Origin of the sequence: Snodgrassella sp. W8135, assembly GCF_016101225.1 — a bacterium.
GTDB lineage: Bacteria > Pseudomonadota > Gammaproteobacteria > Burkholderiales > Neisseriaceae > Snodgrassella > Snodgrassella alvi.
Genome location: NZ_JACFQX010000002.1, coordinates 173,937 through 196,241, shown reverse-complemented (window position 1 = coordinate 196,241; position 22,305 = coordinate 173,937). Strand labels below are relative to the sequence as shown.

The following is a 22,305-nucleotide window of genomic DNA, read 5'->3' as shown; positions in this document are numbered from 1 at the left end:
CGGTAAATTAACAGCTAAGCTTCAATCACGGATTCGCGCGCAAACGTTTTTTCGCAGTAATGACAGCATAAACGGGTTTCGCCATGACTCACCCGAACAGAAAAATGGCTCTTTACCGGTTCTCCATGGCTGGCACAATTGCTGTTCGGACAACGAAACACTTCACTGATACTTTCCGGCAAAGTTAATGTACGTTTGCGTACTACCCGAAAATTTTCAATATCATTAACTGTAGCCTGCGGCGCGAACAAAGCCAAGCGGTTAGCCGCAGCATCATCAAGATACTGACCGGAAATTTTAATAATATCCTTGCTGCCGGTGGATTTACTGCTCAGATTAAATCCTACCGTAACCGCATCACCGGAATGCAGCAATTTAAACTGGCGCAAAATAGTCAGCCCCTGCCCTACCGGGATGTGATCAATCACAGTACCATCTTTTATTGCCTCAACACTCAGTCTGGTCTGATTCATCATTGTTTATCCTTTTGCTACAACTATATCAATATGTTCATTCAGAATCGCCGCCAGAATAGCCTGCCGCGCATACATACCATTATTGGCCTGCTGAAAATAATAAGCATGAATACTGTCATCGACATCTGCATGGATTTCATCCACACGCGGTAAAGGATGCAAAATACGCATATTCGGTTTAGCCTGCCCGAGCATAGCCGCACACAAATTAAAATGACCACTGATTCTGGCAAACTCCTGTTCATCGAACCGCTCACGCTGAATACGCGTCATATACAGAATATCTGCCCAGGCCAATGCTTCTTCGAGACTGCCGGAAGTCCGGTAATGTACGCCATTATCATCCAGCTGCTCACAGATATAAGCAGGCATTGCCAGAGTTGGCGGAGACACAAAAATAAATTCACACCCCCAGCGACTGAGAGCCTGCGCCAGTGAATGTACAGTACGGCCGTATTTCAAATCACCAACTAAAGCAATTTTAAGATTTTGTAAATGCCCCTGCGTTTCATAAATGGTGACTAAATCCAGCAATGTCTGCGACGGGTGCTGATTCGTACCGTCTCCTGCATTGATAACAGGCACCCGGGCAAACTCACTGACTACCCGGGCTGCACCATCTTTCGGATGACGCATTACAATTGCATCTGCATAATTACTGATAATTCTGGCGGTATCAGCAAGCGTTTCTCCCTTCTTGGCACTGGTATTGGCACCATCAGCAAAACCAATAACTTTACCGCCCAGCCGCTGGATAGCAGTTTCAAATGACAAACGGGTTCGTGTAGACGGTTCAAAAAAACACGAACCAATTAAACGTCCGTCTAATAAATCAGCCTGAGGCTGCTGTTTTAACTGTAAAGCGAGCGCCAGCAAAAATTCCAGCTGCGCAGTAGATAAATCATTAATAGAAATGAAATGTTGCCGATACAGCGGATTAGCCATAATTTAACCTTCAGCATTTATCAATAGGCACAAAAAAACCCGTCTTCAAACGGGTAAAATCTTACGGAAATTAGCTGTACTGATGTAATACCTGTTCCAGACAATCTTGAACATCTGCTGCCAGTATCTGCATCACGCTATTATCCCCGTAATAATAAATTAATATAAATTATCGCATAAACAGCGCAATGATAAAAGCTGACCAAATTGAGTTACAATCAGCATTTCATTGCCTTTTTTATTTCTGCTTACATTGATTTACCATCAACTGGCACTGAATGTGCCCCTGTATTCACTGCTTACCTATGCCCATACCACAGCCCTGCCCGCCGGTACACGGGTAGCAGTACGCTTCCGCAAACGTCTGGTGGCCGCCATAGTATGGGAAAGTAATGTAGAACCGGAAATTGATATCAGCAAAATACGACCAATAGAATCAGTGCTTTCTGATGACTGGCAATTGCCTGAAGACTGGCGCACATTACTCAGTTTTACTGCCCGCTATTATCACTATCCTCTCGGGCAGGCAGTAATGGCGGCGTTGCCAAAAGGACTGCGTCAGCCTGAAGTCGTGCAACTACCCCGACCGGAAGTGATTTACACGTTAAATGCTCTGGGGCGTGAACAGCCTCCTCCACCGGCACGCTTTCACAAACAAAATGCATTATGGCAACATCTGCAAACAACATCTGCTACATTACAACAACTTAAGACCATACATTCTCAGGCTGCACATTATCTTAATCAGTGGCAACTGCAAGGCTGGATACAGACTACTTCAGTTCCGGCCTGCGGCAGCATTCCGGAAAGCCGGTATCAGCTTAATCAGCAACAACTGCTTGCCAGTACAACAGTACAGAATAAATTCGGCCAATTTGCTCCGTTTCTGTTATATGGCATTACAGGCAGCGGCAAAACAGAAGTTTATTTCGACATCATGGCCAAAATATTGCAGCAGGGCAAACAGGTTTTATTTCTGCTGCCCGAAATCAATCTGACTCCGCAATTATTGCAGCGTGTGCGCCAGCGATTTCCACATACTGTTACTGCTCTGCTGCACAGTCAGACTGCTGCCGGACAACGGACAACCAGTTATCTTCAGGCTGCACTCGGACAGGCAGCTTTAATCATTGGCACCCGACTGGCTGTTTTCACTCCCATGCATAATCTGGGATTAATTGTAGTCGATGAAGAACATGATTACTCATTTAAGCAGGAAAGCGAACTGCGTTATCAGGCACGGGATCTGGCTGTGTGGCGTGCGCAGCGGGCAGGATGTCCTATTGTACTGGGCAGTGCCACTCCATCTCTGGAAAGCTGGTATAAAGCCCAGCAAAAAGATTATCAACTACTGCAATTAAGCGAACGCGCCCATATCAGTGCTCAATTACCGCAAATTCATCTGGTAGATATTCGCCGGTTACCACTGGATAATGGTTTGAGCGATATTATCAAACAAAAATTACAGACCAATTTTGCCAATGGTGGCTTAAGTATGGTCTATCTGAACCGTCGCGGCTTTGCTCCGGCTTTATTCTGCGCCGCCTGCGGGCATACTTTCGGCTGCCCTAACTGCTCGGCCAAGATGGTTTTACATCAGCATGCCGGTCAGCTGCGCTGTCATCACTGTGATTTTCACCAGCGTATTCCACATTGTTGCCCGAAATGCGGTAATCAGGATTTAACGGCTGTCGGGCAAGGAACACAACGCATTGAAGAAAACCTGCAATATCTGTTACCTAAGGCACGTATTCTGCGGGTAGACCGCGACAGCACCGCCCACCGGCAGGATTGGTCAGATATTTACAGTAAAATCATTAACCGGCAGGTAGATATTCTGATCGGCACCCAGATGCTGGCCAAAGGTCATGATTTTCCGCAATTGAATCTGGTTGTTGTTTTAAATGCAGATAACAGTCTTTACAGTGCGGACTTTCGCGCACCAGAACGCTTGTTTGCCGAATTGATGCAAGTAAGCGGCCGTGCCGGCAGAGCAGAATGCAGCGGCGAAGTCTGGGTACAAACCAGACAACCCGAACACAAAGTTTATCAGGCGCTGGCCGCACAAAATTATATTACTTTTGCAACAGCAGAACTGGCGGAAAGACAGGAACTGGGCATACCACCTTTCAGCTATATGGCAGCTATTCGTGCTGACGCCAGAACCATGCGTGAAGCGCAGGAACTCCTGCGACAGGCATTACAGGGTATCGGACAGCAACAGTCTTTACCGCCCAGTGTCAGTATTTTCGGACCAGTACCAATGTTAATGGCACGGCTGGCCGGTTATGAACGGGCACAGGTCTTTCTGGAAAGTCATAACCGGCGCGAATTACATCACAGCATTACAATATGGCAAAGCTGGCTATTGCATCTGGAAAAAACCAGCCCACACACACGCTGGCTGATCGATGTAGATCCGCTGGAAATGTAATTATGATGCCATTCGAATTATTAGCATACATTCATTCATTTTTACCCTATCTGTAACAAAAACTGGTCATCAGCCAGATTGACAGATGACCAGTAATCAGATTTAACTGATAACTTATTCGCGTCCACGCAGACTATGCCAAACACGTGAAAGTAATGGTTTTTGTTTTTTCTGGCGAGTAACTTCATTGCCATCATAACCTACTTGAGATTCCTTAGGGAAAGCACCAAAAGGTTCCACAGCATAATTTTCCAGCTTATAGCCGGCATCCAGAGCTTCCTGATAGTACTGGTCAAACAGCTCAACCAGATCTTTACGCGGATGAGGCAGAATATCACTATCAAACCAATGTTTCTGACCAGCTGCAGACAAACGCGGGATTGAATACTTATGACTAAATTGGGTACCCATATCCGAATAATGCAAAATTTTCATCTGCTCGATCGGCATACCTTCACCATCGACACAATTCCATGCAGCTGTATAAGCCTGTACCCATTCAGGATGCTCTTTAAACTTAGCCATCATTTTCTTATGCGAATCAGGGTCAGCACGCAGCGTAGCCTGTTCAGGCAATTTAGCTTTAGCTTTCGCACAATCCCAGACACAAGTACACAAGCGGGTAAAGCGTTTGCCCTTGGCATGATCATGCACTTCCTTGGCAGCAACAATTGCTTCACCTTCAATAGGATGCTCCCAAAGTTCGGCTAAATCAGCCAGAATAATCATATCTGCATCCATATAAATAGCCCGGCCTTCATAATTGCAGGCAGCAGGAATACCCCAGCGGAAACCTGAAAACGGTGTTGCCCATTTTTCAGTATGCCAGCCGGCACCAGACTGCGGATCAGAGTACCAGGGGCTTTCCGGGTCATGACTTAACTGCATCCAGATAATTTCCACTGGCCGCGATGTATGTTTATGGATGCTGTAATCCACCACCATCATCTGTTCCAGATCACAGTTATTCGGGTCACAACCCACAAAGACCTTAATTACATCGTTGCTCATGCATATACTCCCGATTTGCTTACGTTATAAAGATAATTGTAATCTTACCGCAAAAATACCAGTAAAAATGATAATATTAATCAAGTAATATTTGACATGAAACAAATAATTCCAATCAAATTTATAAATATCAGACCGGTAGATACCTATTATCAGGTATTAATTCGTTTTAATATGGGCAAGTTAACAGATTAGCCGACAATATCTGCCACACTCTTAAAAATATAATAAGACTCAAGTAATTTATCCATATCATAAATATAACTCACAGCCATTACCTCATCCGGCTGTAAGCGCAGGCGATACTCCTCCAGCTGCTGACGAATAGTATCAGGAGCACCCAGTAATGTGCAGGCAGTAAAGTTACGCACATAAGTTTCCTCCTCAGCAGTCCATAAACCATGCATATGAGGTACTGGTGGCTGTAACGGCGCCCGGCTATTGCGAACCAGTCCCAATACCGATTGAAACTGCGTAGTTTGCAGGTAACGAGCCTCTTCATCCGTTGCCGCGGCAACAACATTTAAACACAGCATAAAAAAGGGCTTACTCAGCTGAGCAGAAGGCTGAAAACGTTCCCGGTAAATCGCTGCGGCCTCTTCCAGAAAACGCGGTGCAAAATGTGCAGCAAAAACGTATGGCAGTCCCATTTTGGCCGCCAGATAAGCACTATCCGTACTGGAGCCCAGTATATAGAGCGGAATATGTGTACCAATACCCGGATAGGCCTTTACTATTCCCTGACAATTCTCATCGCCCAGATAACGTTGCAACTGCACCACATCATCAGCAAACTGTAATGAAACATCATTTAAATGCCGACGCAAAGCTGCAGCTGTTACCCTGTCAGTACCGGGTGCACGCCCCAGTCCCAAATCAAGCCGGTGCGGATAAATGGTTGCTAAAGTGCCATACTGTTCTGCAACCATTAACGGACTGTGATTAGGCAGCATTACTCCGCCGCTGCCTACCCTTATCTTGTGGGTATGAGCCAGTGTATGACCAATTAATACCTGAGTGGCAGAGCTGACTACCATCGGCATATTATGATGTTCTGCGATCCAGTAACGCACAAAACCTGACTGTTCAGCAGCCTGTGCCAGACGCAACATATCCTGTATAGCCGCCGCCGCAGTACCTTTATCCCGACGTGGTACCAGATTCAGTATAGAAACAGGAATAGCCATAAATTCCTCACATTGAAGAAAAACAGATATAAATTAAATTCATCCTATGCGCGAAAACGAATACTCTGTCCGCGTATAAAAAACCGCTGCATAAATTATACAGCGGCCTATACACAATCATGATACAGGCTTATTCCGGTAGTAACTCAATTTTACTCGGATCTCTTCCCTGCTGTTTGAGTGACACCACAGAGGTAAACAGCATATCGCTGGAAGAATTCAAAACTGTTTCAGCTGAGTCCTGAATTTCACTGATAACGAACCCGATTGCTACCACCTGAGCGGATATAGCCGGATCAATGCCAAACATACTGCATGCTACTGGAATCAGTAGCAGCGAACCGCCGGGCACACCGGAAGCACCAAGAGCACATACCGTTGCCAGAATACTTAGCAACAATGTCTGAATAAAGCTCACATCCAGACCTAAAGTATGCACAGTAGCCATTGTCATCGTCGTAATCGTGATAGCCGCTCCATTCATACTCATTGTCACACCCAGAGGAATAGACAGCGAATAAATTTCTTCCGGCAATTGCATACGCTGAGCCAGACGGATATTTACCGGAATATTCGCTGCTGAACTACGGGTAAAAAACGCTGTAATTCCACTATAACGCAAACAGGTAAACACCAGCGGATATGGATTTTTACGAAAATTCAAAAATACAATCAGCGGATTAATCACCAGTGCCACAAACACCATCAGACCCAGTAATACACCAATCAGCTCAAGATAATTCTTCAGCTTAGCCAAACCATCACTCGTAAAGTGAGAAGCAACCAAACCAAGTACACCATAAGGAGCAATTGCCACAACAAGGCGAACCACCCAGATAGTGGCATCCGACCAGTTTTTAATCACCGATTTCGTTGCCTCACTACTCTGGCGCAATGCAATACCCAATGCTGTTGACCATGCCAGAATACTCAGAAAATTACCGGTTGCCAGTGCATCAACCGGATTATCTACAAACTTGAGCACAATATTCATAAGAATTTCTGCCACACCTTCCGGCGGTTTTTCAGATATCGGCGGTACATCCATCACCAAATGAAGCGGATATAAAAAACTTACCGTAGAAGCCAGCACTGCAGAAATCAGAACAGTAACAGCATATAACCAGGCTACTGACTTAATACTGGAAACATTATCAAATTTATTATTAACAATAGAAGATATGACTAATACAAAAACCAGTATCGGAGCAGCTGCACGTAAAGCCTGAATAAATACCTTACCCAGAAATTCCAGTTTCACCCCGTACTGCGGTAAAAACGCCGCAATAAACGCGCCGATAATCATACATATCAGCATACGTACAATCAGATTACTCTTAAATAATACCCATAAAAGCTTCTTCATTCACAATCCTTGGTTATCGCCGGATTCAAACACATTTAAAAACAGATACAAAATATCATCAGAACTGACAATAAATCCGTGAGCAGCAAATTATCTCTCATCAGAAAATCTGTTTTAATCCGTCTTTTCAACACCATTAAACCTTAACAGAAAACCATTTCAGTTTACCTAGCAGATAATAAGTTTAGCATTAAAACGAACACAAACAGCGAATAATCAATAAAACCGCGAAAAACAGTTAAAATCAATCAGCAATTTATTATTCTTAATCAATGGAATCAAACTATACAAAAATCTAAAATGCTATACTCCCACACCAGTAACCGCCCAGACAGAATATGCCATGGACACAGCTTCACAAAACTACATACTATGCATGAAATGGGGGCAAAAATATGATGCTGAATACATCAACCGCCTCTATAACATGGTGCAACGCCATTTAACGCTACCATTTACCATGATTTGCCTGACAGATGATGCTAAAGGCATCAATCCGGCTGTTCAGTGTTATCCGCTGATACCACTGGATCTGCCTCAGGGTCTGCCTGAACGTGGCTGGAACAAACTGACAACATTCAGTGCAGATTTATACGGTTTACACGGTACAGCTTTATTTCTTGACATAGACATAGTCATAATCGATAACATAGACTGCTTCTTCACATATCCTTCCAGCCGTCAGGACGAAGTATGGATTATTCGTGACTGGAAAAAGCCGTGGCGAAAAGTCGGCAATAGCTCAGTATACCGATTTCAGATTGGTGCATTACCAGAGTTAATGAACTATTTTCGCGAACATTTCCAGACTATTCGTCAGCAATTTCGTCATGAACAGGCATTTTTATCATGGTATGTGCGCGAAAATCATAAACTAAGTTACTGGCCTGAAAACTGGTGTCTGAGCTATAAATATGACGTATTAAAAAAAATGCCTTATGCGCTATGGCAGCCACCGGAAAAGCCGGATTACGGCAAAATTATTATCTTTCACGGCGAAGTTAATCCTCCGGATGCCATCAGGGGAGGCGGAGGAAAATGGTACCGTAAAGTTTTACCGGCTCCATGGTTAAAAAATTATTGGCAATAAAATTACTATTATGAAAATCGTACAAGCACACAGTAAATTCTTCATCATTGGCAATGCTGACGAACAAAATTCTATTGCCGGATTAATTCATGAAGACGATATCGTAGTCCGCTTTAACACCCCCAATCCAAACTGTACACTTATGGCCGACTGGGTATTTATTGCCAATGGCTACACACAAATCAGACATCTGAATATTGACCATCAGTTTTTTAAACCTGACACACAAATATTTTTTCGATATACCACAAAAGATATCTGTCTGGGACGATATCAGAATATTCCTTTACATAAACGGATAAAATATATTTGGCGTTTTCCTAAATGGATTAAACACTCTCATCTGGATCAATATCAAATAAACACGATACCTACAGATACTTATCAGCACTGTGCCAATACACTGGGTTTTCGCCAACCAAGCACAGGTTTACTGGCTATTGATTACATTTGTCAGCATTATCCGGAAAAACAAATTTATATACATAATTTCACCAGTGAAGGCTGGACGGGGCATAACTGGGATGATGAAAAAAAACTAATTTATAAGTGGATTACCGAAGGTAAAATAACTGCAATCTGAACAGAAAATATTTACCTGCATGAGAATCGGGCTAAACCTGATTTTAATATCAGTTTAGCCGCCTTGTCCCACATACCAGTACGTACTAATAACGAAACAGTTGCGCAAGTCGATAACTGTTTTTGTGCATATAGCTCTTTAGCCAAAAGCAAAATATCGGCTTTTTCCATTTCCGGAAGATTCATTTTTCTGAGTTTACGACACAACCTGAAATAATAAAGATGAGCTTTATATAATAAATAAGCACAGCACTTTTTATCATCAACCACTTTATCAGCATATTCAGCCTGTGTCAGATAAGCCCTGATACCATATACCTGTTTCAGACTCATTTTCTGCACAATCGAATCCGGCCAGATACGATAATGTACTAAAGTTTGCGGATAATAAAAGTAAGTCTGACATTGATTCAGAATAATCGGAGTATTCGCAATATCTTCATAGGCAGGTATAGTGAAATCACACGAATCTGTTACCAAAGTACGCCGGAAAACTTTATTCCAGAAATAATGTTTACCATCCATAATTGCAAGGCGGTATAACTCACCGTTATTCTGATGCAGCAAAGTATTTGCGGGAGTAACTGATAAATGTTCATGGTATTTAACTTTACCGCTACCATCAAAAAAAACATCATAATCGAACAGTACTACATCCGGATGATACTCACTCAGAATATTCCTTATCTGCCGTACCGCTTGCGGTTCAATCAAATCATCTGAATCAATAAACCAGACATATTCAGCATGACTGGCCTGTAACAGACACTGGCGAACCTGAGTAATACCCAGATTTTTCTTTCCGCACAGTATACGAATATTCACATGCGGATAACTCTGCTGATATTTGCGAATCACACTAAGTGAATTATCCGGTGAACAATCATCATAAAATATAACTTCAGTTAAAGCCTTCAAATCCGAAAATAAAGCATCCAGCAATCCGGAAAGATATGATTCAACATTAAATACAGGAATCAGAATACTTAAATCTACTTTATCTGTACCTGCATAATTATCTTTTACCCCATTCACACAACTATTCCTCAAAATCACTTTTTATTATTGGCACCAGCGTACGTTGCGCACACCGCAGCACAGACAATTGTCTCCATCCCATACGAATTTGTGCTGCCAGCCGACGATATTTAAAGCAAACGTTACTATAAATATTGTTTGCATGAGGTTTCAGATTATTCTCAGGAGTGATAGTAGAAATAAAAGATTCTGTATGCTCCAGACCATAATTAATACACTGATCCAGTTGAATTGCAGCGGCCGGATACACTTGTCTGGCATTCAAATCATATGAACGACACAAAAATGCATCAGCAAGCGCCGGTGCCGAATATTCAGCTCTGTTTAACAGCTTCCGTGCCCCGGAAGGGAATAAAACATAGGCAGCGGCACCCGTCCGATCCTGATATAACCGGCGTAATTCATAACCATCAATTAAATTAAAAGCTTTTTTACTTATCCATTTACGTCGATGGCGCGTTTCCAGATTTACATAATCAACTTCATTTGCCAGAGGAATTAACGCAGCAAGTATATCTGCTGTTTTACGCGATAATAGAGCATCATCTTCAAGAATCAACCAGGGTTTATCGGTATTAAGTACATATCGCCATGCAGCTTTATGGCTTAAAAAACAGGCCACCTCAGCCGGGCGCAATTTACGCTCCCAGCCATTTGCTAATTGTTCATATTGTTCACCTAGAATATCCGAACTATTAACAGCAGACAGGCGCTGCATAGGTATTTGCAAATGAATCAGTTGTTTGCGCTGAAATTCCAATCGCTCAAATGAATGATCCAGATTAATTACTAGAGCAGAAATCATCTGTTTGTATCACCACAGATATTATAATTAATCATCAGATTTTTGCTGAAATAGAACATCCTCAATTTCTCGTATCCGATCCATGCGGCGCTGTACTTTACTTTTCCGTATTGAAAACAGCTTTCCGCTGGTTCTCAGATTTTCATGAACCACACGGGCCGCCTGTAACTGTTCGATATAAACCTGTTGTTTAGGTGCACGCAGATTGTCAGCACGATCAAATATCCAGCAAAAGCCAACAGGCAAATGAAAAACTTTATAACGAGGATTGTCAGATGCCTGATCAGCAGCAATGACAGATTGTAAAACCTCCTGATCCCAGATTTCCGGATGTGCTATACACTGCCGGTTCCATTCGGCTAGCAAGTGTCTTGCAGCCTCAGTGTCCTGGAAAAAAAGAGTTGCAGATACTAAATGACCATCTCCTAAATCATAATACACGGCAATATCACAATCCAGACTGGCAAGATATTTTAACGGAGAAACATGAAAAACCGCATCAACATCCACATACAGCATCGGTCCGCTGACTATATCACGTTCACGAAGCAAATAAGCTGCTTTAAACGACGTATTGGCTTCCCACCCGCCCTGACTGGAAATAGTAGTTGTCTTAACCCTGATACCCAAACGTTCAGCAGAAGCACACATACGTCTGGCTTCATGCGAATAAAATTCATCATCTGTATGATAGGCTACAACTGTTACCGCATCCTCTGCTGATGCTTTCATCTCATCAGTAACAACCCGTGCCAGCGGAACCACAACTTTACGATTCTTGGCTCGCCATGCATATTCTCTGCCCAGTTTAACCATTAGTATTATTCTCAGTGATTAACATACATTTATTATAAACGTGTCCATCCATACATTTTCACAACATCAAAATGTCGCCGCCAATGCCGCCCCTTAAGAAAAAATCTTTTAATTTTTTGTCCCAAAGTAAGTTTAAAACGCACACGATGAGGAATATCTGAATCCAGATTCTGAAATGCCAGCGGCTCAACCAAAAAAGCCTCTTTTAACCGGCCACCACTATAATGCCAGACCTTATCAATAGGATAAAAGAGATTTTTACTTGCCTGCAGCATATTTTTAGCTCCCTGCAAAGATACAATATAACAACATGCCAACGACGGAGCGATATCACACTCACAGGCAATCATATGATTACAGAGCATATGTAAACGAAAAATTTTCCACCGGACAATAGCTTTACTTTCCATAAAGCGCCATAATCTGCGCCTTACCAATTGCCAGAATCGCGGCCGGACAAACTGTTTCTGCGCAATACAAGAATTAACTGCCGCAACATCAATATCGTAAAAAGGTCTTTTTAAAGTCAGATTTAAAAAATCAAAAGACTGAAAATTTTTTTCATTTGCCAGCAAAGAAACCAGTTCGGGTTTAAGCTGAACATCATCTTCCAAAATCAGAGCATAGGGTATATTTTCATCTACCATTCTCTGCCATACCGTCTGATGGGATAAGGCACAACCAATTTCTCCATTAACGGCCTTACGTTTACATTCCAGTGCAAATCTTTTCTGGTTAAAAAAGGCTTTTTGCTCATCAGTTAAACAATTGCCATCAACTGCATTTACCCTTTCAAAAGCAATATTCAGATTTTCCAGTTGTTGTTTAACAAACATTAATCTATCCGGACGGCGTTCAAGATTAATTAAAAAAGTTTTGAGCATTGATTCGCCCTGCACATACTTTAGTCATAAATTATCTATAAATTATAGCTAAAATATGTCTGCCATTCATAGATAAATCCAGTATCCTGATACACTCACCGGTATAAACTGCTAAAATAGCTACCTGATCTGATAATAGTTACACTATTTCAACTTTACAGCTATCGAGAATACCAGATTTCATAAAATTAAGTTAACAATGTCGCAACCAACTATTATTCTGGCAATGTCAAGCTATAGTGACTTCGCTGCTGCCATTCAAAAGCATTTAGAATACCATAATTTTAAAGTTATCTTTATAAACAGCACTTCAGAGGAATTGAAGAAGCAAGTTGATTCCAGTTTTTATTATCCTAACCTGAAATCGCACCTGATTCATACGGCCCGAAAAATTTTTCTTTCAGATTGTTCATACAAAGCATATCTGAAAGAACAAATGTACAATCAGAAATTACTGGCAAATATTAAAAAGCTATTAGGCAATAGTCATTACGACTATACTTTGGTTATACGCCCAGACTTATTTCCTATAGAGGCCTTACAACTGCTAAAAATTCATACAAAAAACGATTTTGTTGCTTATCAGTGGAATGGAATCAGACGATTTCCTAAAACAAAGCCGACAATAAACTTATTTGATCGTTTTTATGTATTCGATTCTGAAGATCTGCATAATGAGGAATACCAGCAGTACCGGCTAAATGGAATCAGTAATTTCTATTTTGATATGTATCAGCCACAACCTGTATTACATACCGGAACCATTGCCTATTTCGTCGGACTACATGTAGATAGTCGCATTGCCGCTATAGAAGCCTGTGCAAATGCATTAATTAAAAACGGGATAAATCTAGATTTTAATATAAAATTTCGCCCGTCTGAAGCTAGCAAAGCAGAACTATATTCTTGCAGGGAAATTCATTTTATTCCTGAAAATATTACCTTCGATGACAATTTAAAGCATATCAACAATGCAGATATACTCATTGATATCGTTAATCCGGTTCATCATGGTTTATCATTTCGTACATTTGAAGCTTTATATTACCAAAAGAAATTAATTACCAATAACCCACAAATCAAAAATCTTGATTTTTATCATCCGGATAACATTTTTATATGGAAGAATGCGGATGATTTACAGAAAATAGAGAGCTTTCTGGCCAGACCATTTGTCAGCATCAATCCGGATATTATAAAAAAATACAGTTTTGCAAACTGGATAAACAATATTTTAAACAGACAGCCATTCCAGAAAATATCCGTTATATAATTGAAATATTCTAAAAAAATGCTGTAGACTCAAATTTGTATTTAAAAAATGCTAATTACAGCACATTCAATTACACCACATCTGCTTCAGCAAAAGATAAACCAACGGAACTTACTCTGCAAAATTGAATATTAAGAGAATTATCGTACAACAATTTTATATCATACTGAATATGAGTAAATCTTTTTGCTTTAGATATTAATCGAATTGAATGAAATTAATGCATTTAAATTTAATACCGGATACCATTATTTCTACAATCATGGTATCCGGTTAGCAATCTATTTATAGATTTATTATGAATAAAGTACTGAAAATCTAATATTTCTGCTACTTTTCAACATATAAACCAATAAATAAAAACAATATAGGCAAATTTTAAACACTCTTAAAACTGTTAATTTAATGATTTATCTTCAGCTGAATTGCGGTTTTCACCAAACTGCATCCGATGTAAGAATGCATAACGTCCATTTTTTGCCAGTAAGTCTGCATGCTTACCCTGCTCGACAATTTTCCCCTGATGCATCACCACAATATTATCGGCATTTTCAATAGTCGACAAGCGATGCGCGATCACAATTGTAGTCCGGTTTTTCATTAGTGTTTCCAGAGCAGACTGCACTAATCGTTCTGATTCAGTATCCAAAGCACTAGTTGCCTCATCAAGAATTAAAATAGGCGCATCTTTTAACAATGCCCGTGCAATTGCCAAACGCTGTCGCTGACCTCCGGACAGCTTCATCCCCTGATCACCCACTTCAGTTTTTAAGCCTTCAGGCATATTACTGATAAATGACCAGGCATTAGCAGCTTTCGCAGCCTGAATAATATCTGCCTCTGTAGCATGTGGCGAACCATAAGCAATATTATTCGCAATAGTATCATTAAATAAAACAACATCCTGACTAACTAATGCCATTTTGGAACGAAGATTTTTCAATTCAAAATCATCAACATTTATACCACCTATACTTACATGTCCGCTGGTCGTATCGTAAAATCGCGGGATAAGATTTACTGTAGAAGTTTTACCGCAACCAGACTCCCCTACTAACGCAACCACACTACCCTGTTTAATTGTCAGGTTTAAATGATCTATCGCATTTTTATCCGCATGCTGATAACGCAATGTTACATTCTGAAAAACAATATCTCCAATAGGAGCAGTCAGCTGCTTTTTTCCCTGATTTTTTTCTTCTGGCTCATCCAGAAAGTGAAATACACTATCTGCAGCCATCAGTCCGGCCTGCAAAACACTGGACATATTGGTAATCCGTTTTAACGGATCAAACATCATCAGCATAGCTGACAGAAAAGACATAAAATCACCGGCAGTAAAGCCTGCATGACTGGCTCTTTTAGCAGCAACATATAAAATAATTGATAACGATGTGGCAATTAACAGTTGTGTTACTGCACTGCCAATAGACGTATACGACTGACGTCTTACAGCAAGACTACGCAGAGCCTTATTGGTTTTTTCCAGACGACTCTGTTCATACTGTTCACCACCATAAATGCGTACAACCCTTGTACCATCAATTGATTCAGACAAAATTTGCATGACCTGACCAAGATCATTCTGACTTTTAGTAACTAATCGGCGAATACGCTTATTAATAACCCTTACACACCACGCAATTAATGGAATGGTAACAAAAGTGATCAGTGTTAATTGCCAGTCAAGATAAAACAACCAAATCAGAAGTCCCAAAACAGTCACACCATCTTTGGCAAAGACAGTGATCACATCAAAACCGGCAGCCGTTATTCCTTTAGCGTCATTGGTAATGCGCGACATCATGCGCCCGCGGCTGTTTTCCTGATAGTAACTCACAGGTAACATCATCATTTTTGCAAACAGATCACGCTGAATTACCTGGACCATCTGATTAGAAATATAAGCACTGGTATATTCATTTATATAGTTGGCAACCCCACGAAAAATGAACAAACCGATGATTTCAAATGGTACCCATTTCATAGCTTCGATATTTTTGTCAACGAAACCATTATCAATGATCGGCTTTAACAAATAAGCAAAAAGGGGACCTGTCACACCTACGACAACCATTGCCAATACAGAAATAAAAAAATACTTTACCAGCCCGCGCATATACGGAAATAATCTTTTATAAAGATTATGCGGTGAAAAAGCATCAGCCTTTTTACTTTTTTTCATTCGCTTCCCAGAACAATCAAATACAAAACAAAATAAAACACAGTGTCGATGAAATTACCTGTCGCTATCTCATCATAAACGGCATAAATCCATTAAATTCAGCAAACTATCAATCTAAAACCTATACCAATTATCAATTTCTAAAGTCACATACAACTTGTATTCTATCAAATCGAAAACAATCTGAATAAAATACCTGATAAAAAATTCTCTCCAGTACAAAAATTCACTATCAAATCAATGAAATTTAAATCAGTTGAGACAAACTAAGTACTGATCTTACCGACTTCAATTTACATATAGATAACAAATACTGTTTAATTCAAACAATTTTTAATAGATATTGTATATATTTTTACTCCAAAAGAATAATCAAAACACATATGATATTTAAATTTGAATTAAAATATAAATTTATTCTATATATTGATTGGATAAACCCAATTCTTTACATTTAGCAGTTTTAATTGTTATCAACATCTAAATCAGTTTTTATTCATGACTCGTAAAACCATCATATTAGCTATGCCACCAAGCAATGGCATAGTTGAATTAATTGAAAAAAACCTTCAATTTCACGGATATCAAGTTTTACGATTAGATAGTGTACTGAAATTCAAATATAACAGTATTTGGGAACGTATATATCACTTTCTGCATAAAAATATCACCCAGAGTAAGACATATAAAAAAACTCTACGAGAACAACAAAGTTTTTATAAAGCAAAACAACTTCTGGCAGATAATCTTTATGACTATGCCTTAGTTATCCGGCCAGATATCTTTCCGCAAAAGGTATTAGCTTTATTAAAAAAGCATACTAAAAAAAGATTTATTGGCTATCAATGGGATGGACTAAAACGCTTTCCAGTAAAAAATATTATTCATTTATTTGATCAATTTTTTATTTTTGATCATACCGATTTAAATAACCCTGACTACCAAAATCATCAACTGTACAGTACTACTAATTTCTATTTTGATGTTATAAAGCCGGATTATGTCCAAAATGATAAGTTAGAAGCTTACTATATTGGTGACCATCAGAAAAGTCGCGTTGCCATGATAGAGCAATGTGCCGAAAAACTTGCGGAAAATGGAGTCCGTATTAAATTTATAATACCTACGAGCAAAAAAAGTGATATTAAATGTTATAAATCAAAATATCTTACTTTTGGTAAAAAAAATCGCCTATCTTATCAAGATAACTTAAAAAATGTCTCTACAGCGGATATCCTGGTAGATTTTGTTATTGCAGATCATAACGGTTTATCGTTCCGCCATTTTGAAGCACTTTACTACAAAAAAAAAATAATCACCACCAACAAACACATTCAATATTATGATTTTTATCATCCGAATAATATATTCATTTGGGACGATAAAAATTTAGGAGAGATAAATAACTTTCTTATGAAACCATATAGTCCTATAAATCCGGATATAGTTGCGAAATACAGTTTTAAAAACTGGATAGAAAATATTTTAGGTATAAATTCATAATTAAAATATATAGACTCATTCAGAATTTAGTCTGAAATTTGTAACACCAGATAAATTTTGCCAGTGACAGTCTTTAAAATTCCGAACTGAAATTAAATACAATAATATTTGAAATAAATATTCATTTTAATTTTTATTAAAATCAATTATTTAACTGGTATTTAATTTACAAAATATATATAAATCCAGATTTAAATTTATAAAAAAATAACTTAAGTTAACAATATAAAGAACAATAATTTATTTAATTAACAACAAAAAATATTAATTGCCCAAGGAATTAAAATAGCGTTTATTATGGATACAACAAATCTAAATTCTTTATTAAATTCAGTTAATCATTATTACGCCCAAAATAATGCAGAAATAGATATTAAATACATAGAGCAACTATTAAAAGAGACAGAAGATTTCCCGATTATATCTTTTGATATTTTCGACACTGTATTAACCCGCTTGTTTGAATGTCCTATTGATCTGTTTGCCTGTGTTGAAGGAATACTAATTGAAAAAAATATTTCTTTGCCTGATTTCGCAAAAAATCGTCTTATAGCAGAAGAAACCAGCAGAAAATATTATGCAGCCAAAGAGTTTCAGGAAGAAGTAACATTAGATAATATCTATTCCCAAATGTTATCATTTTATTCAGGTAAAGAGAAAGAACTAAACTTAGCTAAAAATATAGAGCTGAATACAGAAAAATCCAGCATAATACCGGTAATAGACAATCTTTCCCTCATTAACAAACTGCAGGAACAAAATAAAATAATTTATTTTGTATCTGATACATATTTCTCAAAACAATTTATTGAAGAATTACTCCTGCAAGCCGGAATATCTGATTATGGAAAATTATTTGTTTCCTCTGAAATAATGAAGACAAAACACAGTGGCAGAATCTGGGAAGAAGTACTAAAACATAGTGGAAATAAAAAAATTTTCCATATTGGTGATAATCTCCATGCTGATGTAATTCAGCCACAACAATATAACATCAAAACTTTCTCCTATACACGCTTCATTAGTGAAAGAAGATTAGGAGCACAATTATCACCAGATTTAGTTCCTTTTTCTCTGCTTCAAAAAATGAATAAATTATCTCAAAAAGTAATAGTAAAAGAAAAAAATAAGGAATCTGACTTCTGGTCTAATTTAGGCTGTACATTTGGTTCCGTACTATTGAAAAGTTTTATTTCATGGCTAGACCAGCAGATAACAAAATATCAAATAGATCACATATATTTTTGTGCTCGGGATGCTCAAATTATTCATAAAGTATGGAATATTCTTGATATGGATAAAAATCATCAAACCACTTCAAGTTATTTATACTTATCGCGACAAGCTCTACGCTACCCTATATTTTATATGGATATTCTGAATACTGGAAAATTATCAAACTCTTCATTAGATTTAATCATTAATGAATCTATAAGAGAAGGTGAATCTTACAAAATATTTTTTGATAGAATTGGTATTCAGAATAATATATTATCAAAAACCAAATTTAAATCCAAATTTGGAAATTCAAATCAGAATTTTGACTTTGAAAAAATTGCTGAAATCAAAAATTTCATTCAGTACGAATTAACACCGTATTTATTCTCAATTTACAAAAACCATTATACGGATGCAATGGCCTATTATGAGCAGGAAGGATTATTTCATCCAGAAAAACGTATTGCTATTATTGATTTAGGCTGGAATGGCACATTACAAACTGCATTAACTTATTTCCGGGAACATAAAGGTATTAAACAAAAATTATACGGATTTTATTATGGTTTATTTAATCACAGTGCACCAGGTCGATTATACAAAAATGGTATAATGAAATCTGCTTTTTTTAATATGTTTCAGCGGCCAAGTGAAAAATTACTTTTAGAAAATTCTGTAAATATTCTTGAAAATCTTCATTCAGCCAACCACCAGACAACTTCAAAATTTACTAAAAATTCTGATTCAAATACTTATGAGCCCGTATTAAAACAAGATTCAGAAAATATCTACGTCAATCAGTTTAATAAAACAATTAATGTATTTCAACAAAGTACGATTCAAACCATCACAAATTGGATTCATAACAATAATCTTTTTGGAATTGGTACTGAATGGATTACTACTTCTGTTGCAACAGCAGCTATTTTACAAGTGTGTATTACACCGAACCAAAATGAACAAAAATATTTAGGCGAAATCAGTCACTGCGCATTGAATGACCATAAAACATCATACTATCTCATACCACAGGAAATTCCTGCAGATAAAAAAGATGTTACACGACTACTTACTTTAGGCGGTTGGCCATGTGGGGTTATAGGACATTGGAAAGCTAATAAGAACAAGATAAAACCTGAAATTTATAGAATAGCAACTAAATTTTTTGATAAATATCCTGAATTAATTAAAAATTATTTGATGAATTAATATGACTATTAACGAAAACCTATACCCAATTAAAAGTTGGTCTGATATACAACTAAACAATATAAAACATGATAATTCAGTAGCAATTATCATGCGGACCAAAAATCGCCCTGTATTATTAGCTCGGGCATTGGAAAGCGTTATTCAACAAAGCTATACAAACTGGCATTTATATCTGGTTAATGACGGAGGTGATACCAGCCCCGTTAATCAATTAATTGATCTGAATTTTATAGATTTAAACCATAAAATTACCGTAATACATAATAATTATTCCTTAGGGATGGAAGCAGCATCTAACTGCGGTCTAAATATTGCTAATGAAGAATATTTAGTCGTACACGATGACGATGACGCCTGGCACCCTGATTTTTTAAAAGAAACTGTTGCCTATCTCAATACTGAACAACAAGCTGTTGCTGTATTAACAAATTGTATTATCATTAATGAGGAAATTCAGGAAGATAAATCCATTCAACTTGGTACAATGCGATGGCCTAACTGGCATGATCAGGTTGATATTACAACTTTAATAAAAAATAATGTATCTCCTCCGATATGCTTACTTATTAGAATGAGCGTTGCTAAACAAATTGGTGAATTCAACAAAAATTTACCAGTTTTGGGAGATTGGGATTACATATTACGATTGTTCAGAGCTGGTGAAATAAAAACATTAAATAAGATTTTAGCCTATTATTATCATAGACCAAATCACAGTAATAATTATGGTAATTCGGTTATTGCAGCAATAGATAAACACCAAAAATATCATGTTGAATTTAGAAATTCTTTAGTTCGTCAATCTATTTTAGAAAATCAGGGGAATTATGGTATTTTACATATACTGTTAAATGATAATATGGAAAAATATAACTTATTATCACAAAAAATCAATAAATTAGATCATAAAATCGGCGATATCCAAGGAAATGTTTATTATTTAAGAAGAAAATCATTTCCCTTAAAGCGACTGGCAGCAAAACTACAGCGGTGCATAAGAAAATGGAGACATAAAATTTAAAATTAATCTCGTACTACATATATATTTTCTAGATGGTTCAATTTTAATTTATTGAAAAGGCAAGCGTATTTTATCATATGAGGATAAATTTAGAATATTCTTTATCCAATTACCAAAACTATATTTTTTTACAATTTCATCATCTATCGGTCTAAAGGGTTTAGATAAAAACTCTTTAATTTTTTGTGAAAGATCATCTTTATGCCAGATAAGGATATTATCAGGATGATAAAAATCATAGTTAGATACATTAACATTATTAGTAATTAATTTTTTCTGGTAATACAAAGCTTCAAAAAAACGAAAAGATAAACCATTATGAAGTGGATTAACGAAATCGACAATAATATCTATTTCGTTTAACATTTCTATGTTTTTAGAAAAATCAACTTCATTTTCGGCACCAAAAATAAAATAATCAGAGCGAGTGTATTGATTAATCTTATTCTGATTGCTCGTAGGGATAATAAACTTGAGCTGGATACCGTTCTTAATTAGCTCAGCTGCACAATACTCAATGTCAGCAACACGTTCGGAAACATGTGTTCCTACATAATATGCTATTGTTCCATTGTGCTTCACCGGTTGCGGTTTGTTCATATCAAAATAAAAATTGGTTATTCCCTCCAATTTATAGTTTTGATAATTATTATCAACTAAATCATGACTATCAAATACATAAAATCTATCAAATAAATTTATTGTATCTTTTGTACAAGGCATGCGTCTCAGTCCATCCCATTGATAAGCAATAAATTCGTTTTTGGTATGTGCTTTCATCAGGTTTAATAAGCTTACCGGATACAAATCAGGACGTATAATAATAGCATATTCATAATTCCTTTTACTTAGCGTTCGCTCAGCATTTGATAAAAGTAATTTTTCTTTTAATTTTGTTTTATATGAATAATTTCTAAAAAAAAGCTTTTGCACCTGATTATACAAATAATCTTTAAAACTCTGATAATGAAAATGCTTGATATATTCTGGATAGTTATCTATGTACAAAACATCAAACCCGTAAAATTCCAGATTTTTTTTGATTTGTAAGTAAATATTACGGCTTTTAGGCATACCCAGAATAATTGTTTTTGTCATAAAATATACCTTGTCTCCCATATAAAATTTACGGAACCATTATACAATATAAATTTAAACAATATCAGACCAACTATATTGCTCGTTAAACAAAGATGACTCAAATTAATTAAATAAATTTTTTTCATCTTACTTTAAATTTTTTATATTCTGATATAATT

General features: G+C 37.5%; 18 protein-coding genes. 7 read left to right on the top strand and 11 right to left on the bottom strand.

The window, feature by feature from the left end; genetic code table 11:
- Window positions 1-14 precede the first annotated feature (14 nt).
- Together pyrI and pyrB are read right to left on the bottom strand one after the other, a co-directional pair.
- Window positions 15-473 (bottom strand): aspartate carbamoyltransferase regulatory subunit, encoded by a 459-nt coding sequence (gene pyrI, locus H3T75_RS07000; protein ID WP_025331648.1) that lies wholly within the window; start codon window positions 471-473, stop codon window positions 15-17.
- Window positions 474-479: 6 nt separating this feature from the next.
- Window positions 480-1,421 carry an aspartate carbamoyltransferase gene (gene pyrB, locus H3T75_RS06995; protein WP_084554665.1) on the bottom strand — a complete coding sequence of 314 codons (942 nt, stop codon included), beginning with the start codon at window positions 1,419-1,421 and terminating at the stop codon, window positions 480-482.
- A 253-nt stretch (window positions 1,422-1,674) separates the two neighbouring features.
- Here pyrB and H3T75_RS06990 point away from each other — a divergent pair, with 253 nt between their 5' ends.
- The gene (locus H3T75_RS06990; RefSeq protein ID WP_198211400.1) at window positions 1,675-3,855 is read left to right on the top strand and encodes a primosomal protein N'; all 2,181 of its coding nucleotides are present in this window, start codon (window positions 1,675-1,677) and stop codon (window positions 3,853-3,855) included.
- 114 nt (window positions 3,856-3,969) lie between these two features.
- Here H3T75_RS06990 and H3T75_RS06985 read toward each other — a convergent pair whose 3' ends face one another.
- From H3T75_RS06985 to sstT, 3 genes are all read right to left on the bottom strand, one after another.
- The gene (locus H3T75_RS06985; RefSeq protein WP_084586922.1) at window positions 3,970-4,866 is read right to left on the bottom strand and encodes a glycosyl transferase; all 897 of its coding nucleotides are present in this window, start codon (window positions 4,864-4,866) and stop codon (window positions 3,970-3,972) included.
- A 191-nt stretch (window positions 4,867-5,057) separates the two neighbouring features.
- Entirely contained in the window at window positions 5,058-6,053 is a 996-nt protein-coding gene (locus tag H3T75_RS06980) for an LLM class flavin-dependent oxidoreductase (protein ID WP_025331652.1), read from the bottom strand.
- A 130-nt stretch (window positions 6,054-6,183) separates the two neighbouring features.
- Complete coding sequence (gene sstT, locus H3T75_RS06975) at window positions 6,184-7,419, bottom strand: serine/threonine transporter SstT (RefSeq protein ID WP_025331653.1); 1,236 nt, start codon at window positions 7,417-7,419, stop codon at window positions 6,184-6,186.
- 343 nt (window positions 7,420-7,762) lie between these two features.
- Here sstT and H3T75_RS06970 point away from each other — a divergent pair, with 343 nt between their 5' ends.
- Together H3T75_RS06970 and H3T75_RS06965 are read left to right on the top strand one after the other, a co-directional pair.
- On the top strand, window positions 7,763-8,509 hold the full coding sequence (locus tag H3T75_RS06970; RefSeq protein ID WP_198211366.1) for a hypothetical protein: 747 nt from the start codon (window positions 7,763-7,765) through the stop codon (window positions 8,507-8,509).
- A gap of 10 nt (window positions 8,510-8,519) precedes the next feature.
- Window positions 8,520-9,092 carry a hypothetical protein gene (locus tag H3T75_RS06965; RefSeq protein WP_025331655.1) on the top strand — a complete coding sequence of 191 codons (573 nt, stop codon included), beginning with the start codon at window positions 8,520-8,522 and terminating at the stop codon, window positions 9,090-9,092.
- A gap of 11 nt (window positions 9,093-9,103) precedes the next feature.
- Here the strand turns inward: H3T75_RS06965 and H3T75_RS06960 are convergent, their stop codons facing one another.
- The 4 genes from H3T75_RS06960 to H3T75_RS06945 are packed head-to-tail and all read right to left on the bottom strand — an operon-like array spanning window position 9,104 to window position 12,634.
- The gene (locus tag H3T75_RS06960) at window positions 9,104-10,126 is read right to left on the bottom strand and encodes a glycosyltransferase family 2 protein (RefSeq protein ID WP_172397553.1); all 1,023 of its coding nucleotides are present in this window, start codon (window positions 10,124-10,126) and stop codon (window positions 9,104-9,106) included.
- A gap of 4 nt (window positions 10,127-10,130) precedes the next feature.
- A complete protein-coding gene (locus H3T75_RS06955) occupies window positions 10,131-10,934 on the bottom strand; it encodes a glycosyltransferase family 25 protein (protein WP_078475472.1) in 804 nt (267 codons plus the stop codon).
- 27 nt (window positions 10,935-10,961) lie between these two features.
- Window positions 10,962-11,750 carry a putative nucleotide-diphospho-sugar transferase gene (locus H3T75_RS06950; RefSeq protein ID WP_198207278.1) on the bottom strand — a complete coding sequence of 263 codons (789 nt, stop codon included), beginning with the start codon at window positions 11,748-11,750 and terminating at the stop codon, window positions 10,962-10,964.
- A gap of 32 nt (window positions 11,751-11,782) precedes the next feature.
- Window positions 11,783-12,634 carry a glycosyltransferase family 25 protein gene (locus H3T75_RS06945; protein ID WP_084585217.1) on the bottom strand — a complete coding sequence of 284 codons (852 nt, stop codon included), beginning with the start codon at window positions 12,632-12,634 and terminating at the stop codon, window positions 11,783-11,785.
- Between the two features lie 436 nt (window positions 12,635-13,070).
- Between H3T75_RS06945 and H3T75_RS06940 the strand changes: the two genes are divergently transcribed.
- Window positions 13,071-13,907 (top strand): hypothetical protein, encoded by an 837-nt coding sequence (locus H3T75_RS06940; RefSeq protein WP_198211365.1) that lies wholly within the window; start codon window positions 13,071-13,073, stop codon window positions 13,905-13,907.
- Window positions 13,908-14,304: 397 nt separating this feature from the next.
- Here H3T75_RS06940 and msbA read toward each other — a convergent pair whose 3' ends face one another.
- The gene (gene msbA / locus H3T75_RS06935; RefSeq protein ID WP_037394684.1) at window positions 14,305-16,092 is read right to left on the bottom strand and encodes a lipid A export permease/ATP-binding protein MsbA; all 1,788 of its coding nucleotides are present in this window, start codon (window positions 16,090-16,092) and stop codon (window positions 14,305-14,307) included.
- A 498-nt stretch (window positions 16,093-16,590) separates the two neighbouring features.
- On the opposite strand from msbA, the gene H3T75_RS06930 reads away from it, so the two are divergent.
- The 3 genes from H3T75_RS06930 to H3T75_RS06920 all read left to right on the top strand — a co-directional run bounded on the left by H3T75_RS06930 (window position 16,591) and on the right by H3T75_RS06920 (window position 21,046).
- A complete protein-coding gene (locus H3T75_RS06930; RefSeq protein WP_084550289.1) occupies window positions 16,591-17,595 on the top strand; it encodes a hypothetical protein in 1,005 nt (334 codons plus the stop codon).
- A 297-nt stretch (window positions 17,596-17,892) separates the two neighbouring features.
- A complete protein-coding gene (locus H3T75_RS06925) occupies window positions 17,893-20,022 on the top strand; it encodes a hypothetical protein (RefSeq protein WP_198211364.1) in 2,130 nt (709 codons plus the stop codon).
- Window position 20,023: 1 nt separating this feature from the next.
- Entirely contained in the window at window positions 20,024-21,046 is a 1,023-nt protein-coding gene (locus H3T75_RS06920; protein ID WP_084550295.1) for a glycosyltransferase family 2 protein, read from the top strand.
- 48 nt (window positions 21,047-21,094) lie between these two features.
- Here the strand turns inward: H3T75_RS06920 and H3T75_RS06915 are convergent, their stop codons facing one another.
- Window positions 21,095-22,144 (bottom strand): hypothetical protein, encoded by a 1,050-nt coding sequence (locus H3T75_RS06915; protein WP_084550298.1) that lies wholly within the window; start codon window positions 22,142-22,144, stop codon window positions 21,095-21,097.
- Window positions 22,145-22,305 lie beyond the last annotated feature (161 nt).